Here is a 13,871-nt window from a genome sequence, read left to right as displayed (position 1 = left end):
AAGCGCCTACTTACTACCTATTACCTACTACCAATCACCCGTTAGTCATCACCAATTACCAATTACCAATCACCAACTACTATGAGCGTTTTTGTTGCCGTTGACCAAATTGATAAAGTTTTTTCGTTAACCGGAGGTGGCACCTATGTCGCCCTCAAAGGAATTGACCTCCAGATAAAAAAGGGAGAATTTGTTTCTCTAATTGGACACTCCGGTTGTGGTAAATCCACTTTGTTAAACATGGTGGCGGGTTTGGATTTGCCAACTGAAGGTGTAGTGACGCTGGAAGGACAACGCATTACTAAACCTGGCCCTGACCGGATGGTAGTATTCCAAAATTATTCGCTATTGCCTTGGCGCACGGTACGGGAAAATATTGCGTTAGCTGTAAACTCGGTGATGAAAGATTTGCCAGCAGGGGAACGCAAAGCAGTCGTCGAGCAGCATATTGATATGGTAGGGTTGCGTCATGCTGCTGATAAGCCACCCGCTCAATTATCCGGTGGAATGAAACAAAGGGTAGCGATCGCACGCGCCCTCGCGATTCGTCCCAAGTTACTGCTACTAGATGAACCGTTTGGTGCATTAGATGCACTGACGCGGGGTAACTTGCAAGAACAGCTGATGAAAATCTGCGAAGAAAACCAAGTCACCGCCGTCATGGTGACTCACGATGTCGATGAGGCGGTGCTGTTATCTGACCGAATTGTAATGCTCACCAATGGGCCAGAATCCAAAATCGGTCAGATTCTAGAAGTTGATATTCCCCGACCCCGCAAGCGGATGGAAGTAGTAGAACATCCCAGCTACTACAGCTTGCGGAGTGAGATGATTTACTTCCTCAATCAGCAGAAACGGATTAAGAAAATTCGGGCGAGGAAGACGACAGCGATCGCTCGTCATGGTCTAGAAAAAGTTAATCTCGATATTGGCTTCTTACCGCTAACCGCTTGTGCGCCTCTAGCTGTCGCTAAAGAAAAAGGTTTCTTTACCAAGCATGGACTTGATGAAGTCAACCTGATGCGTGAAACCAGCTGGCGGGGAATCACCGACGGCATGACTGGCGGATATTTAGATGCCGCCCAGATGCCCTCCGGAATGCCTCTCTGGTTAACTCTGGGAGGTCATGAAAACCGCTCCGTTCCGGTCGTCACCTCCCTGACCATGACCCGCAACGGCAACGCCATCACCCTCGCCAAGCACTTCTACGAGGAAGGCGTGTACACCTTATCTGATTTTAAAGATTACCTGCGTCGCACTCCCGATCGTCAGCACCGGATGGGAATGGTGCATCCCAGTTCCATGCACAACCTGTTGCTGCGTTACTGGCTGGCAGCTGGTGGCATTGACCCCGACCGCGACGTATCCCTAAAAACCATTCCTCCCGCCCAAATGGTAGTGGATTTGCAAGCCGGAACGATTGACGGTTACTGCGTCGGGGAACCTTGGAACCTCCGCGCCGCCGAGGAAGAAATTGGCTTTACTATTGCGACAGACTTAGAAATTTGGCTGGGACACCCAGGCAAAGTTCTAGGAGTGAGGGAAGACTGGGCAGCAGCTTATCCGAACACCCACATTGCCTTAGTTAAAGCTCTCTTAGAGGCTTGCAAATACTGTGCAGATACGGGTAATGCCCAAGAAATTCGGGAGATTTTGGCGCGACGGGAGTATGTAAGCACCGATTTGGCTTACATCCAGATGGGAGAACCAAACTACTCTGCCTGTAGCTTAGAGCATCCCATGCGCGAGTATGCCCATCACCAGTTTTACGGTGAAGGTGGTGTCAACCGTCCCAGTCGTACTGAGCAACTTTGGATTATGACACAGCTAGCGCGTTGGGGCGATACTCCTTTCCCCAGAAATTGGGTAGAAATTCTGGAACGAGTCTGTCGAGTTGGTGCGTTCAGTACAGCAGCGCGAGAACTGGGTCTTGACATTAGTTACACTCGCGGCGCAATTCAACTTTTTGACGGCACTCCGTTTAACGCCGATGACCCAATTTCCTACCTCAACAGTCTGGCAATTAAGCAGGACTTTTCAGTTGCGGAAGTTGTCATCGATTCCAGGACAAAGACGGCAGCTTAATTAATAGAAACCCCAGCGAAGGTCATTCGCGGCTATACAAACTCTTGCCCGCCTGCGTGGATTGAATTTGAAACCCACTTTTGTAGAGTTTTGCCTGTGTAGCCGCGATTAGAAATCCCCTAGTTTTGCTCCCACAGTTTATTTACTCCTTCTACAGCCATGCAAGCTTTTAACTTTCAAACCTCAAATTCTTTAACTCAAAACTCAAACCTCAACACTCAAAAATCCCCTAGTTCACCGTTTTTGGTGATTGAGAACGTATCCAAAGTTTATCCAACACCAAAAGGTCCTTACACGGTGCTGGAAGACGTTAACCTTACTGTACAGCAAGGCGAGTTTATCTGCCTCATCGGTCACTCTGGCTGTGGTAAATCGACACTGCTCAACATGGTGTCGGGTTTCAATACGCCCAGCAGCGGCGAGGTTCGGGTTGGCTCGAAGCGCATCACCCAGCCAGGGCCAGACCGCATGGTAGTATTCCAGAATTACGCTTTGTTACCTTGGCGGACTGCGTTTGAAAACATTTACCTGGCTGTTAACGCAGTTTATCCTAATAAACCGGAAGCTGAAAAAAGGGCAATAGTGCGAGATCATTTAGCAATGGTAGGACTCACAGAAGCTGCTGACAAAAAGCCGCCGCAATTATCCGGCGGGATGAAACAGCGGGTGAGTATTGCTCGTGCTTTGGCGATTCGTCCCCAAGTCTTAATTCTAGATGAACCTTTTGGAGCGTTGGATGCGATTACTAAGGAAGAATTACAGGAAGAATTGCTAAAAATTTGGAACGACAACCGGGCAACCGTGTTGATGATCACTCACGATATTGATGAAGCTCTATTTCTAGCAGATCGATTGGTGATGATGACGAATGGGCCTCACGCTAAAATTGGTGAGGTAATGGAAATACCTTTTCCGCGTCCGCGCGATCGCGCCCGCATTATGGAAGATCCGCAATACTACAAACTCCGGAATCACGCTCTAGATTTTCTCTACAATCGCTTCGCCCACGACGAATAAAGCAACAGGCAAAAGGAAAAATAACGCTCCTTTTTTTCCTTTTGCCTTTTAGCGCGTTAATCATAAAAAATACTAACGCTTTTCAAACAATCTCAATGGTGTATCTATAAAAAGAGACTAGCAAAATGCGGATAGGCAAAAAGTTAACAAAACAAATCAGAGCAGCTTTCAGAGATGAAAACTTTTTGCACCAGCTAGAAAATATAGAGGGTATAGTTTCCAAAATTCTTTCAATTGCTATGATATTAGTTATCTTGTTAGCAATTTGGAATCTAGGCTTGTCTTTGGTACAAACGCTGATTGGTCAACCAGATGAGCCTTTTACTAAAACATTATTCAAAATATTTGGATTGTTTTTGAATGTTTTGATTGCTCTTGAAATATTAGAAAATATCACTGCATATCTAAAAAAACACGTTATTCAAGTTGAATTAGTTATTGTTACTTCTATAATCGCTGTTGCCAGAAAAATTATTATTCTAGACTTGGAAAAAACATCAGGGGTTGACATAATTGGGTTGGGAATTGCCCTATTATCTCTTTCAATTAGTTATTGGATTATTCGTCACATGAATGCCAAACAGCATAACGAATAAGGCAGGTTGAGGACTGACACTCGCACTGGCAGATCGAAGCGCACTTAATGATGAAATTTCAACTTAAATGGGCGTCCAGCGGTGCTTTGAGAATCTCCGAGTGGGATTAGCCCATTAGTCGATGCCGCGATCGCATCACCAGCTACTTCCTAATACATCCGATTCTTCATATAGCCGTTTCTTCGGGAATTCCGAAGATTTTAAGGAATCGGATGATATGCTCTTGACTGTCTGAGTGCTAAGTTGAGCTTTGGGGCACAAAGCAGAGACATATTTAGGTAAACCAAGGATGGAAATTTTGAAAAAATTACGTGTAGCAGTGATTATTTTGGTAATGATAGGCGGTTTCTTGCTTAATCCTGCTGACACGGGACTAACAAATACAATAGCTTCTGATAACGCGATTTATCAGGAACGGAGCAACCACAGCTCAGAAGGCATTGGCAAGTTTTACATGGGTCGAGAAATTGCTAAAGTGATGGGACATGAGGGAGCATTTTGGCTGGAACGACCGAGTCGAGAAGCTGAAGAGCGACCTTCTAAAGTGGTGAATGCCCTTGACTTGAAACCTACTGATATTGTGGCAGATATCGGAGCCGGGACGGGATACATGAGCTTTCGCATTGCTCCCCTCGTGTCACAAGGGAAGGTGCTGGCGGTGGATGTTCAGCCGGAGATGCTCGACATGATGAATTTTATGAAAAAAGAGGGAAATATTACGAATGTTGAGCCAATTTTAGCCACAATTAAAGACCCAAATCTGCCGACAGCAAGTGTCGATTTGGCGTTAATGGTGGATGCTTATCACGAATTTGAGTATCCCAGAGAAGTGATGGAAGCACTTGTGAAGGCGCTTAAACCAGGTGGACGTGTAGTTTTAGTTGAGTATCGCGGTGAAAATCCGTTTATTCTGATCAAAGCGCTGCACAAAATGACTCAAAAGCAAGTGCGTAAAGAAATGGCAGCAGTGGGTTTGCAATGGTTGGAAACAAAAAGCTTTTTACCTCAGCAGCATTTGATGGTTTTTCAAAAGCTGAAGGGATAAGATAATTTTGGGCTGCTGCTATATTTGAGCACCCCAACCCCCCTTTTTAAGGGAAGCTAAGACCAATATTTTTCATTTCTAAACTAAAAAAAACTTGATAAAAATCAGAATCTCTAAATAAAAAAGTATTTTTTTATTTAGAGCTTACCCAATATTGCCAAAGTCTTAAGAATTTTAGCCCCCCCTTTTTAAGGGGGGTTGGGGGGATCGAGCTAGGAAGTTGCAAGCTTACGATTTTCTACCAAACTTCGTTTTTAAGTCGTTTAGTGTTGGTGATTTTTGTTGCATGCGATCGCTTGTTTTTTTCACACTACTTCCGCCACTCGCTTCGCCTGCTGATTTCATCGACAAACTAATGCGTTTCAACTGCTCGTTGACTTCTAGAACTCGCACTTTCACAACTTGTCCGACTTTGACAATTTGTTTTGGATCTTCTACAAATCGGTCAGAGAGTTGCGAAATATGCACCAAACCATCTTGGTGAACGCCGATATCGACAAACGCGCCAAAGTTAGCAACATTCGTCACAATCCCTTCCAGTTCCATGCCAATTTGGAGATCCCTTATTTCTTTGACTCCTTCCTTAAAAGTGGCATACTTAAACTCGGCGCGGGGATCTCTTCCCGGCTTTTCTAGTTCGCTGATAATATCGCGCAGCGTCGGTTCGCCGATGGTATCAGTGACGTATTTCTTCAAGTTGGTTGACTTAAGTTTTTCTGCAACTTGCGTAATTTGCTCCAACGGCACATTTAAATCTTTAGCGATCGCTTGTACAACCCCATAACTCTCAGGATGCACGGCTGTATTATCCAAAGGATTTTCGCCAGCGCGAATCCGCAAGAAACCAGCCGCCTGTTCAAAGGCTTTTGGCCCTAATTTTGGCACTTTCATCAATTCCCGGCGGTTTTTGAATGCACCCTGCTTGTTGCGATAGGTGATGATATTTTTGGCAACCGTTGGTGTCATCCCGGAAACAAAGGTCAAAAGTTCTTTTGAGGCAGTGTTCAAATCCACACCGACATAGTTCACGCAACTTTCTACCGTATCATCTAGCTTCGTTTTCAGTAATTTTTGATCGACATCGTGTTGGTACTGTCCGACGCCAATCGATTTGGGGTCAATCTTGACGAGTTCGGCTAAGGGATCTTGCAAGCGACGACCGATGCTGATAGCACCGCGAACCGTAATATCAAGATCGGGAAATTCTGCGATCGCGACATCACTCGCAGAATAAATCGATGCTCCCGACTCATTCACCATGACTTTAATCGGTTTGCGATCCATCGTCTTGAGAATTTCTGCAACGAACTCATCCGTCTCTCGTCCGGCAGTGCCATTACCGATGGCTATCAGTTGAATATTGTACTTTTCAATCAATTTCTTGAGAGTGCTGGCAGCCTTCAATCGCTGCTCGGCTGCTTGATGGGGAAAGACAGCCTGGTATTCTAAAAATTGCCCCGTCTCATCAAGAACGGCAACTTTGCAGCCAGTCCGAAATCCCGGATCGATTGCCAGCGTCGGCTTCAATCCCGCGGGACTCGACAGCAGCAACTCCCGCAAATTACTTTCAAATGTCTTAATCGACTCGACATCTGCATAAGCTTTTCTATCAGCACGCACTTCGCTAATCAGGGAAGCTTTCATCAAACGGTTGAAGGCATCTTTGAGCATTCCCCGATAAAAGTCTCTCACCGCAGGGACTTTCGTTTGGATTTCCTGCGACTCCAAATACGACAGGACAACTTCTTCATCGAAGGAAAGTTCTAAGTTCAATACTTCCTCCGTCTCGCCTCGCAGCAGTGCCAGCAAGTTGTGCGGCGCAATATTTTTTACCGAAGCCTGGAAATTTCGGTACATCTCAAATTTGGTGGAACCTTCGGGATGATCGTTTTTGATGCGCGAGACGAATACCCCTTCGTTCATCAAATAGTCGCGTAGATGCGATCGCACCTCAGCTTTTTCAGACACCGCCTCCGCCAGAATGTCAGAAGCACCTTTAAGCGCTTCCTCCACCGTCTTCACTCCCTTTTCTTCAGAAATATACTTTGTTGCCTCAGCCTCCAAGGATGCAGGCTGAGCAGTGCGATTGTTCAGCGACTTGATGAACTCTGCCAGGGGTTCCAGTCCTTTTTCCCTAGCGATGGTGGCGCGTGTCCGTCGCTTCGTTTTGTAGGGTAGGTAAAGATCCTCTAGTTCGGTTTTTTGCACAGAGGATTCGATTTTAGCTTTCAGCTCATCGGTCAGTTTACCTTGGGATGCGATCGCTTCCAGAATCGCCGCCTTGCGCTCTTCTAGCTCCGTCAGGTAGGTAAATCGCTCCGACAGGTTGCGAAGCTGGATTTCGTCCATTGTGCCAGTACGCTCTTTCCGATAACGAGCAATAAAGGGAATCGTTGACCCCTCGGCGAAAAGTTCCAGCGCACTTTGCACCTGAGAAGGTTTGAGGGAAAGCTCTTGTGCTAGTAGTTGAGGAATGTTCAGCATCGGATGTGTTCAGCAGTTACGAATCAGACACTTCTGTGATGATCATCCTAAAACACCCATCCACGAATTATTTTTATCGCTTCCACATTGACAGAAAACTAATTGTGTGTAAAGGCACCCTTACTGCCAAGGAATATCAATGAGATATAGCCGTTCTCCGTTGGATGCAGTACATTTTTGACCTCTCTCCAAACCTCTGTCCTAGCAGGAGAGAGGCTTTGATTTAAGTCTTACTCCCCTTTCCCACTAGGGAAGGGCTGGGGGTTAGGTTTGTATTGGACTCAACTAGCTTGCCCGCTATATTCTCACCTGGGAGCTATCTGTCCATACTGTCACCCAATCGGGTGAACCACTTGGAGGAAGATAATAACCTTTAGGCAAAGTAACTCTAATAAATAGAGTTGGCGATTTTTGAGCGATAAAATTGCGTCATCTGACGCTGATAAAAATTACTTTTCATTTTAAGAATATGTTGCTAAATGATACTCTGCACCAATTACCCAAAGTTGAACTTCATCTTCATCTGGAGGGAGCAATTCCCCTCACAGCCCTTTGGCAACTTATAGAAAAGTATAATGCCGTTTCTTCCGTTGGTTCATTCTCCCAGATGGAGCAAAAATTTCAATACAAAGATTTTCAACATTTTATTGACACCTGGGTTTGGAAGAACAACTTTTTACGAGAATACGAAGATTTTACATTGATTGCCAGTAAAGTTGCTGAGGATTTAGCTTCTCAAAATATTATTTATGTGGAAGCTTTTTATTCTCCAGGTGATTTTATTCGGCATGGACTGGAACCCCAGAAACTCACAGAAGCAATTCGCAAAGGTTTGGATGTTCATGCCGATAAAATTACAGTGAATTTAGTAGCCGACCTGATTCGAGATTTCGGACCGGAACAGGGAATGACTTGGGTAAAACAGATTCACGAGGTAAAAAATCTTGGAGTCTTGGGAATTGGCATCGGTGGCTCGGAACAAACATTTCCTCCCGAACCCTACGAAGCGGTTTACGAGCAAGCGAGAAACTTGGGATTTAAAACTTCTGCCCACGCGGGTGAAGCAGCAGGTTCTGAGAGTATCTGGGGAGCCATTCGCAGCTTAAAAGTGGATCGTATTGGGCATGGTGTACGTGCGATAGACGATCCAGAATTAGTATCCTTTTTGAAGTCAGAGCAAATCCCCATAGAGATGTGTCCTATCTCTAATCTGAGAACAGGAGTCGTTGCTGACATCTCACTCCACCCGATTAAAAAATTATACGAGGAAGGACTGCTGATAACGGTTAATACTGACGATCCAAAAATGTTTAATTCGAGTTTAGCTTACGAATATAAAATGTTGGTTGAAAAATTAGGGTTTTCTTTGGATGATATTGTAAATTTGATTAAAAATGCCATCAAATCTTCTTGGTGTGATGACACAGAAAAAATGGAGCTACTTGGAAAAATTGAAACGGCACCGCCCTTAATCAATTCCTAATCTATTAAGATTTCTACAATTAATAAAAGTCAAGGCTCAATCTACCCTTTTTATTAGAAAAAAAGAAGCGATCGCTTCTTTTTTTCAGAGAGCGATCGCTTCTAATTAAAATTTGTTCTGACGACAAAAGTTTGTCCAGTTGCAAAAGCAACACTTCAAGTATTTGTTCCTAAACTTCCCCTTCCTCGAAGTTTGGTTTATCAAACATTCCCTTCAGTTTCTACTGGCACTAAAATGTACTTTACCTGCTTATCAGGCCCCTTGACAATCTGAGGTTCAGATGGAGTGGCATCCTCAGATGCACCTTTCAATGCTTCTCCCGCACCTCTGACATTCTCGTTAACATTATCCGCTGCATCCTTGAGTACATCCACTGTACCTTTCACAGTTTCGTTAACATTCTCTGCTGTACCCTTAACTGTGCTAAGGGTATCTTTTACGGTGTAATTAACATCCTGGGTGACGCCCTTAACTTTGTCCCCTACATCGATTACTGTGTCGTTAACGCTGACAGCTACGTTCTTTACACCATCACCTACGCTTCTTACAGTTTGGTTAACACCGTCAGCGGCATTTTTGACTGCATTTCCTGCATTTCTTACAGTCTGGTTTACCCGATCAACGGCACCCTTATTCGCCATAGCGCCAGCTATCGCACCCACCGTAGCACCAATGAATGCTCCAATCGCTATTTTAGTCAAGGCATTATTCATGCCTGTGTCTGCCGGAGGAGTATCATATTCGTGTGGAATTTGCTCAACAAATATTTCATCTTCACCCAAAACTTTGTCATTATCAATCATAAAAATCGTCTCCTTTCTACTTAAATAGATACTGATGATAGCCGCCTGCTTAAATGGGAAAAAAGCGATATTCTCTTAACCTAAGCAAATGCGGAAATATCCTTTGCTAACGCTTAGTTCAAACCCAACTAATTACAATTTTATTCTAATTTGCAAGGGTTGTTTTTCAGTGACAATTGATAAAGGTTAGGAGTCATGAATTATGAGTTATCAATTTCCAACTCTTAACTCCTAACTCCTAACCCTTCTATCAATCATTCGCAGTCATCAAGACTTGCTTCTAAATGTCAGCAGTATCTTCATAACGTTGGAAACCAGAAGCTTCCCCTTCTTGGAGATAGGTTGCATTAGGATCTAGTGAGGTTTCAGTCTCTGAAAACCTATTTCGATTAACCACATCTTCCTCATCTGGGCCGGAAATATATGCTGTCTGCATATCCATGTCCCTTTCCATGCCGATGTTCGCAGTTGTCGTGACCTGCGGCGTACTGATCACCGGATGCTCTTTCGCTACCTTGACGTTCTGCTCGTAAGATGGCTTGATATCCTCAGCGGCATCCTGAACTGCGTCCAATCCACTGATTGCAGATTGCTTGGCATCCTCAGTTTTATCCTGTAGCTGGTCTGCGGCACCTGCTACAACTTGCTTAGCATTTGAAGCTGTACCCTTTACTGCGTCCAATGTACCTACTACAGCCTGGCTAACACCTTCAGCGGTATCTTGTAATGTGCCTACTACAGCGTAGTTAACGCCTTCAGCTACACTCTTAACCGCTTCGCCAACACCTTTGGCTGTCTGACCAACACCGCCAGCTACAGTCTTTGCTGCTTCGCCAACACCTTTTGCAGTCTGGTTAACACCGCCAGCAATAGTCTTTGTCGCATCGCCAACACCTTTGGCAGCGTGTTTCACACCCTCAGATGTTCTCCTACCAGCTACCAGACCGGCTAGTGTCCCTAAGGTAGCACCGATGAGTCCTCCCATCAGCGCTCTAGATAAGGCTGGATTCATGCTGCTAGATTGTTGTCCAGCATTCATACTGCCGGATTGTTGCCGAGCATTGATGTCGGTGGGTTGTTGCCGAGCATTGATGTCGGTGGGTTGTTGCCGAGCATTGATGTCGGTGGGTTGTTGCCGAGCAACAGATTGAGATGTAATCGTAGGGCTGTTTTCTGCTCTTGCTATTCCACTAGGTTGAGTTGTGCTTTCTGTACGAATATAAGGTTGAGCTGTCTCGCTAGAGCCAGCATTTTCGTCACGTCTCTCGAAATTTGGCGTATTATTAGTCATCATTGTCTCTTTTGCCCCAAGCATCTAAATATCGTTTTGCTGTAGCTCGTTATCTATTGCAACTCTAACGAGCCTCAATAAGGATTTAACTGAGCTAAAGGCAGACATGACTCAACACCTATTGCATCTGTAGTTGTAGATATGGAATCCCAATCATCGTATATGGCTATACCTTGCTGGGTATTTAAGGATGTCTCCCTTGAGGTCGGTGTAAGTCTATACGTGCGATCGCTAAATTAGCAGTAGCAGTGACTTCAGATCGTTAAGCCGTTTTGGTAGGCAGGAGACGGGGCATTATGACACAGAGCAATCAGCCTTTTGATCGGCATGACGAAAATACTGACCGGATTCCGGCACAGTCCAGCGTTCCTCCAGCAGACACTAGCGGAGATGGCGGTGATGCTGCGTCAGATGCAGCGAACGAAGAAACTGAGACGACTACTGAAGAGTCCGGTGTTCAGCCAACAGGCACCCGCAGGCGTGTCGCGAATGCTGCTTTAGCTGGAGCAACCTTTGGTGCTGTAGTCAGTGCAGCTGCTGCGGCGTTTACTGGTAAAAGTGTAGGTGAGGGTATTAAAGCGATTGTTGAAGGTGCTGCGGATTTAGTAATAAAAGGTGCTGCTGCGGGTGTTCACCCTACGATTGAAGGTGCAATCGACAGCCTTAAAGGCGCTGCTACGGGTGCTCACCCTACGATTGAAGACCCCTGGGATACGCATAAAGGTCCTGTGCCTGTTCAACCTAGTATTCCTATTGAGTATGGCAGCGACACGCTTCAAAGTCCTGCTGCGATTGTTCAACCTCCGATTGAAGATGCCAGGGACACACTTCAAAGTCCTGCTGTGATTGTTCAACCTCCGATTGAAGATGCCAGGGACACGCTTCAAAGTCCTGCTGAGCCTGTTAAAACCCCTGTATCTCCCGTTGATGCTATCCCCCAATTAAATCCGCCCCCTGCCGCTAGTGCAACTGCCGCTAGTGCAACTGCCACTGGTGCAACGGGTAGTGTTGCGAATGATGTAATGAACAGCTCTGCTTTAGTGCAACTGTTGCTGAATCAGGTAGGTAGTGAACTAGCAATGAGTTTCTACGAGCAACTACCAGCAATTGTCCTGGCTGAAATTCAACGGTTAAGCACCAACCCCACCCCGGAAGAGCAGCAGCGAATCAGAGACAGCTGGACAAAAGCTTTAGAACCCATCGCTATTGCGATTATCCAATCGGGACAATTATTCAAATCCAATGCTTTGTATCCAACAAATAATTATCCAACAAACAATGGATATCAGAAGTATACTCATTCAACTGGAGACAAGTTGAATTAATAAATTTATCAATTTGAGGATTTTTGATACAAATATTGGTAGTAAAATTTTACTATCAATCAAAATTTAAGTTGGAATGCGGCAAAAAAACCCAACTCGATTAAGCATTGGTTGGGTTTCTTTGTTGTTGGGTTTAACCTACTGTTATTGAGAATGCGCTCGCTTACTTTTAGCGGTTGCCTTTCTTAGCGTTTTAAACAGTTTGTAGGTGCTTGTTTCAGTTGATTGTGGCGATAAAAACCATTTAAGTTAAGCAAAGCAGAACGATAGCGAACTTTTCTGACATTGTTCCTACCAGGGCTATTCAGCCTGCCAATTACAGTAGCTCTTGCAACTTTCAAGTAACCCTGATTGTCCCAATTAACTAACCGGGTGCCTGATGAGTTTGGCGGTATATTTTGCCGACCAATATCTCCGACAATTTCTATCGCTTCGCCGCTAACAGTTCTCTTATTAACTACACCGCTAACACAAGCGGTTACTTCGCCCAAAGTTTTGGTATCGTAAAGGTCTCCGACTAGGCGATTTCCTTTTTTACTAAATACATAACAATGACCTAAATCTACACCTTGCTGGTTCCCAGTGCCTGAGGGAGGTTTGCTACAAAATGTGTAATTACCATTCGATAGGCTTTGAATAGACTGAACTGGGGTTGGAGTTGGGGTTGAAGTGCTGGATGCGATCGCTGTAATTTTTAACGGTGTAGCTGCCCAACGTTCATTAGGATAGATTTCTTTTACTTCACCACTGAATGTAATTGCTTTTCCTTCTGCCTTGAAACTATCAGGAAGATTACAAGTTGCATATCTTATACCATCCTGTCCTTCAGTTACGATGACATAAGTTTCACCAACCAGTGTCACTTTACCCTTTTTGTCTTTCACAGTTTCTACGGTTTTTCTATCGTCATAGGTACATGTAGAAGAAAGCTGTGCCAATTTGGAGGGTGATGTCTGTGATACAGTTAGTCGCTGGGTTGATTCTGAAGATTGGGCGATCGCTAGGACGTGTTTCCCAGAGGTGATTGTTCCCAAAAGGGTGAGAAATAAGCTAAAAAATAAAATTGATTTCCGGCTATTACTCATTTTGATTGTTCTCGGTAAACTAATTGTATACAACACCAATGTAGAAAGCGTTTCCGAAAACTCTGAGTTGATTATGTGTCAGTATTTGAACTGACATAGGAAGGCTGGCGAAGCTGCGAATTCTATTTGCTAAGATTATTCTCTTTCATCCTTACTCGTACATCTGTTTATGGTTTGCTAAAAGCTGTAAATATTTCTCATTTATCTTTGCTTGCATCCATTTTTCTTTAAAGATTGCGGCTGATTCAGCTTTTACCGGATCTACTTCATTGGGTAAAATATCTTTCCTTGCTTGAAGCTGTGATTCTTTAGAGGTTTCTTTTTGAGGATTTGACTTAAATTTTCTGCCGCTTTTATGATTGGCATATCTGCGCGATCGCGTATAACCCATTTGTAAAAACTTCCGTGCCATATCCGCGCCAACAAAATCATCTTGTTCTAGGTAATCTAGAAACATTTGGTAAATTTTTTCACTCGATTCTCTGGCAATTTCCGGAGTTTTGAAGCGCCAGTAGGGAAGAATTTCTGATTTGTAGGGTTCTACCAAAAGCACCCCCTGCTCGCCCTTACCCACTCGATAAAGTTCGGGAGAAGAGCGAAAATCGATTGCCTTAAAATCTAAAGTGTAATCAAAGGGCATGATAATTTTTATTTTGA

At 44.5% G+C, this 13,871-nt stretch carries 11 protein-coding genes; 6 read left to right on the top strand and 5 right to left on the bottom strand.

Annotated elements, in window-relative coordinates; all coding sequences use genetic code 11:
• Window positions 1-81 precede the first annotated feature (81 nt).
• The 4 genes from NDI33_RS15945 (at window position 82) to NDI33_RS15930 (ending at window position 4,743) form a co-directional block, all read left to right on the top strand.
• Entirely contained in the window at window positions 82-2,085 is a 2,004-nt protein-coding gene (locus NDI33_RS15945; protein ID WP_190675344.1) for a nitrate ABC transporter ATP-binding protein, read from the top strand.
• A gap of 159 nt (window positions 2,086-2,244) precedes the next feature.
• Window positions 2,245-3,102, top strand: coding sequence for a nitrate ABC transporter ATP-binding protein (locus tag NDI33_RS15940; RefSeq protein ID WP_190667137.1), 858 nt, complete (start codon window positions 2,245-2,247; stop codon window positions 3,100-3,102).
• A 125-nt stretch (window positions 3,103-3,227) separates the two neighbouring features.
• Entirely contained in the window at window positions 3,228-3,698 is a 471-nt protein-coding gene (locus tag NDI33_RS15935) for a phosphate-starvation-inducible PsiE family protein (RefSeq protein ID WP_190527070.1), read from the top strand.
• Between the two features lie 289 nt (window positions 3,699-3,987).
• Entirely contained in the window at window positions 3,988-4,743 is a 756-nt protein-coding gene (locus NDI33_RS15930; protein ID WP_190675342.1) for a class I SAM-dependent methyltransferase, read from the top strand.
• Between the two features lie 228 nt (window positions 4,744-4,971).
• On the opposite strand, the gene NDI33_RS15925 is transcribed toward NDI33_RS15930, so the two are convergent.
• Entirely contained in the window at window positions 4,972-7,227 is a 2,256-nt protein-coding gene (locus NDI33_RS15925; RefSeq protein ID WP_190675340.1) for a Tex family protein, read from the bottom strand.
• Between the two features lie 469 nt (window positions 7,228-7,696).
• Between NDI33_RS15925 and add the strand changes: the two genes are divergently transcribed.
• On the top strand, window positions 7,697-8,710 hold the full coding sequence (gene add / locus NDI33_RS15920) for an adenosine deaminase (protein WP_190675338.1): 1,014 nt from the start codon (window positions 7,697-7,699) through the stop codon (window positions 8,708-8,710).
• A gap of 200 nt (window positions 8,711-8,910) precedes the next feature.
• On the opposite strand, the gene NDI33_RS15915 is transcribed toward add, so the two are convergent.
• Complete coding sequence (locus NDI33_RS15915; protein WP_190429271.1) at window positions 8,911-9,513, bottom strand: hypothetical protein; 603 nt, start codon at window positions 9,511-9,513, stop codon at window positions 8,911-8,913.
• A gap of 280 nt (window positions 9,514-9,793) precedes the next feature.
• The gene (locus NDI33_RS15910) at window positions 9,794-10,807 is read right to left on the bottom strand and encodes a hypothetical protein (RefSeq protein ID WP_190675337.1); all 1,014 of its coding nucleotides are present in this window, start codon (window positions 10,805-10,807) and stop codon (window positions 9,794-9,796) included.
• A 293-nt stretch (window positions 10,808-11,100) separates the two neighbouring features.
• Here NDI33_RS15910 and NDI33_RS15905 point away from each other — a divergent pair, with 293 nt between their 5' ends.
• Complete coding sequence (locus NDI33_RS15905; protein WP_190675335.1) at window positions 11,101-12,129, top strand: hypothetical protein; 1,029 nt, start codon at window positions 11,101-11,103, stop codon at window positions 12,127-12,129.
• Window positions 12,130-12,314: 185 nt separating this feature from the next.
• On the opposite strand, the gene NDI33_RS15900 is transcribed toward NDI33_RS15905, so the two are convergent.
• Window positions 12,315-13,214: a hypothetical protein gene (locus tag NDI33_RS15900; RefSeq protein ID WP_190410091.1), complete on the bottom strand. Its 900-nt coding sequence runs from the start codon at window positions 13,212-13,214 to the stop codon at window positions 12,315-12,317.
• Window positions 13,215-13,365: 151 nt separating this feature from the next.
• Complete coding sequence (locus NDI33_RS15895) at window positions 13,366-13,854, bottom strand: DUF4385 domain-containing protein (RefSeq protein ID WP_190675333.1); 489 nt, start codon at window positions 13,852-13,854, stop codon at window positions 13,366-13,368.
• Between the last annotated feature and the right edge of the window lie 17 nt (window positions 13,855-13,871).

The sequence above is a fragment of the Trichocoleus sp. DQ-A1 genome (assembly GCF_039961955.1).
Taxonomy (GTDB): Bacteria; Cyanobacteriota; Cyanobacteriia; order Cyanobacteriales; family FACHB-T130; genus FACHB-T130.
Note: the sequence above shows the minus strand (reverse complement) of the source record. Positions and strands in the feature narration are given on the sequence as shown.

Bases quoted from the DNA above. Each gene is read 5' to 3' on its own strand.
- NDI33_RS15945 (WP_190675344.1), top strand. From the start codon at position 82: ATGAGCGTTTTTGTTGCCGTTGACCAAATTGATAAAGTTTTTTCGTTA.
- NDI33_RS15940 (WP_190667137.1), top strand. From the start codon at position 2,245: ATGCAAGCTTTTAACTTTCAAACCTCAAATTCTTTAACTCAAAACTCA.
- NDI33_RS15935 (WP_190527070.1), top strand. From the start codon at position 3,228: ATGCGGATAGGCAAAAAGTTAACAAAACAAATCAGAGCAGCTTTCAGA.
- NDI33_RS15930 (WP_190675342.1), top strand. From the start codon at position 3,988: ATGGAAATTTTGAAAAAATTACGTGTAGCAGTGATTATTTTGGTAATG.
- NDI33_RS15925 (WP_190675340.1), bottom strand. From the start codon at position 7,227: ATGCTGAACATTCCTCAACTACTAGCACAAGAGCTTTCCCTCAAACCT.
- add (WP_190675338.1), top strand. From the start codon at position 7,697: ATGTTGCTAAATGATACTCTGCACCAATTACCCAAAGTTGAACTTCAT.
- NDI33_RS15915 (WP_190429271.1), bottom strand. From the start codon at position 9,513: ATGATTGATAATGACAAAGTTTTGGGTGAAGATGAAATATTTGTTGAG.
- NDI33_RS15910 (WP_190675337.1), bottom strand. From the start codon at position 10,807: ATGATGACTAATAATACGCCAAATTTCGAGAGACGTGACGAAAATGCT.
- NDI33_RS15905 (WP_190675335.1), top strand. From the start codon at position 11,101: ATGACACAGAGCAATCAGCCTTTTGATCGGCATGACGAAAATACTGAC.
- NDI33_RS15900 (WP_190410091.1), bottom strand. From the start codon at position 13,214: ATGAGTAATAGCCGGAAATCAATTTTATTTTTTAGCTTATTTCTCACC.
- NDI33_RS15895 (WP_190675333.1), bottom strand. From the start codon at position 13,854: ATGCCCTTTGATTACACTTTAGATTTTAAGGCAATCGATTTTCGCTCT.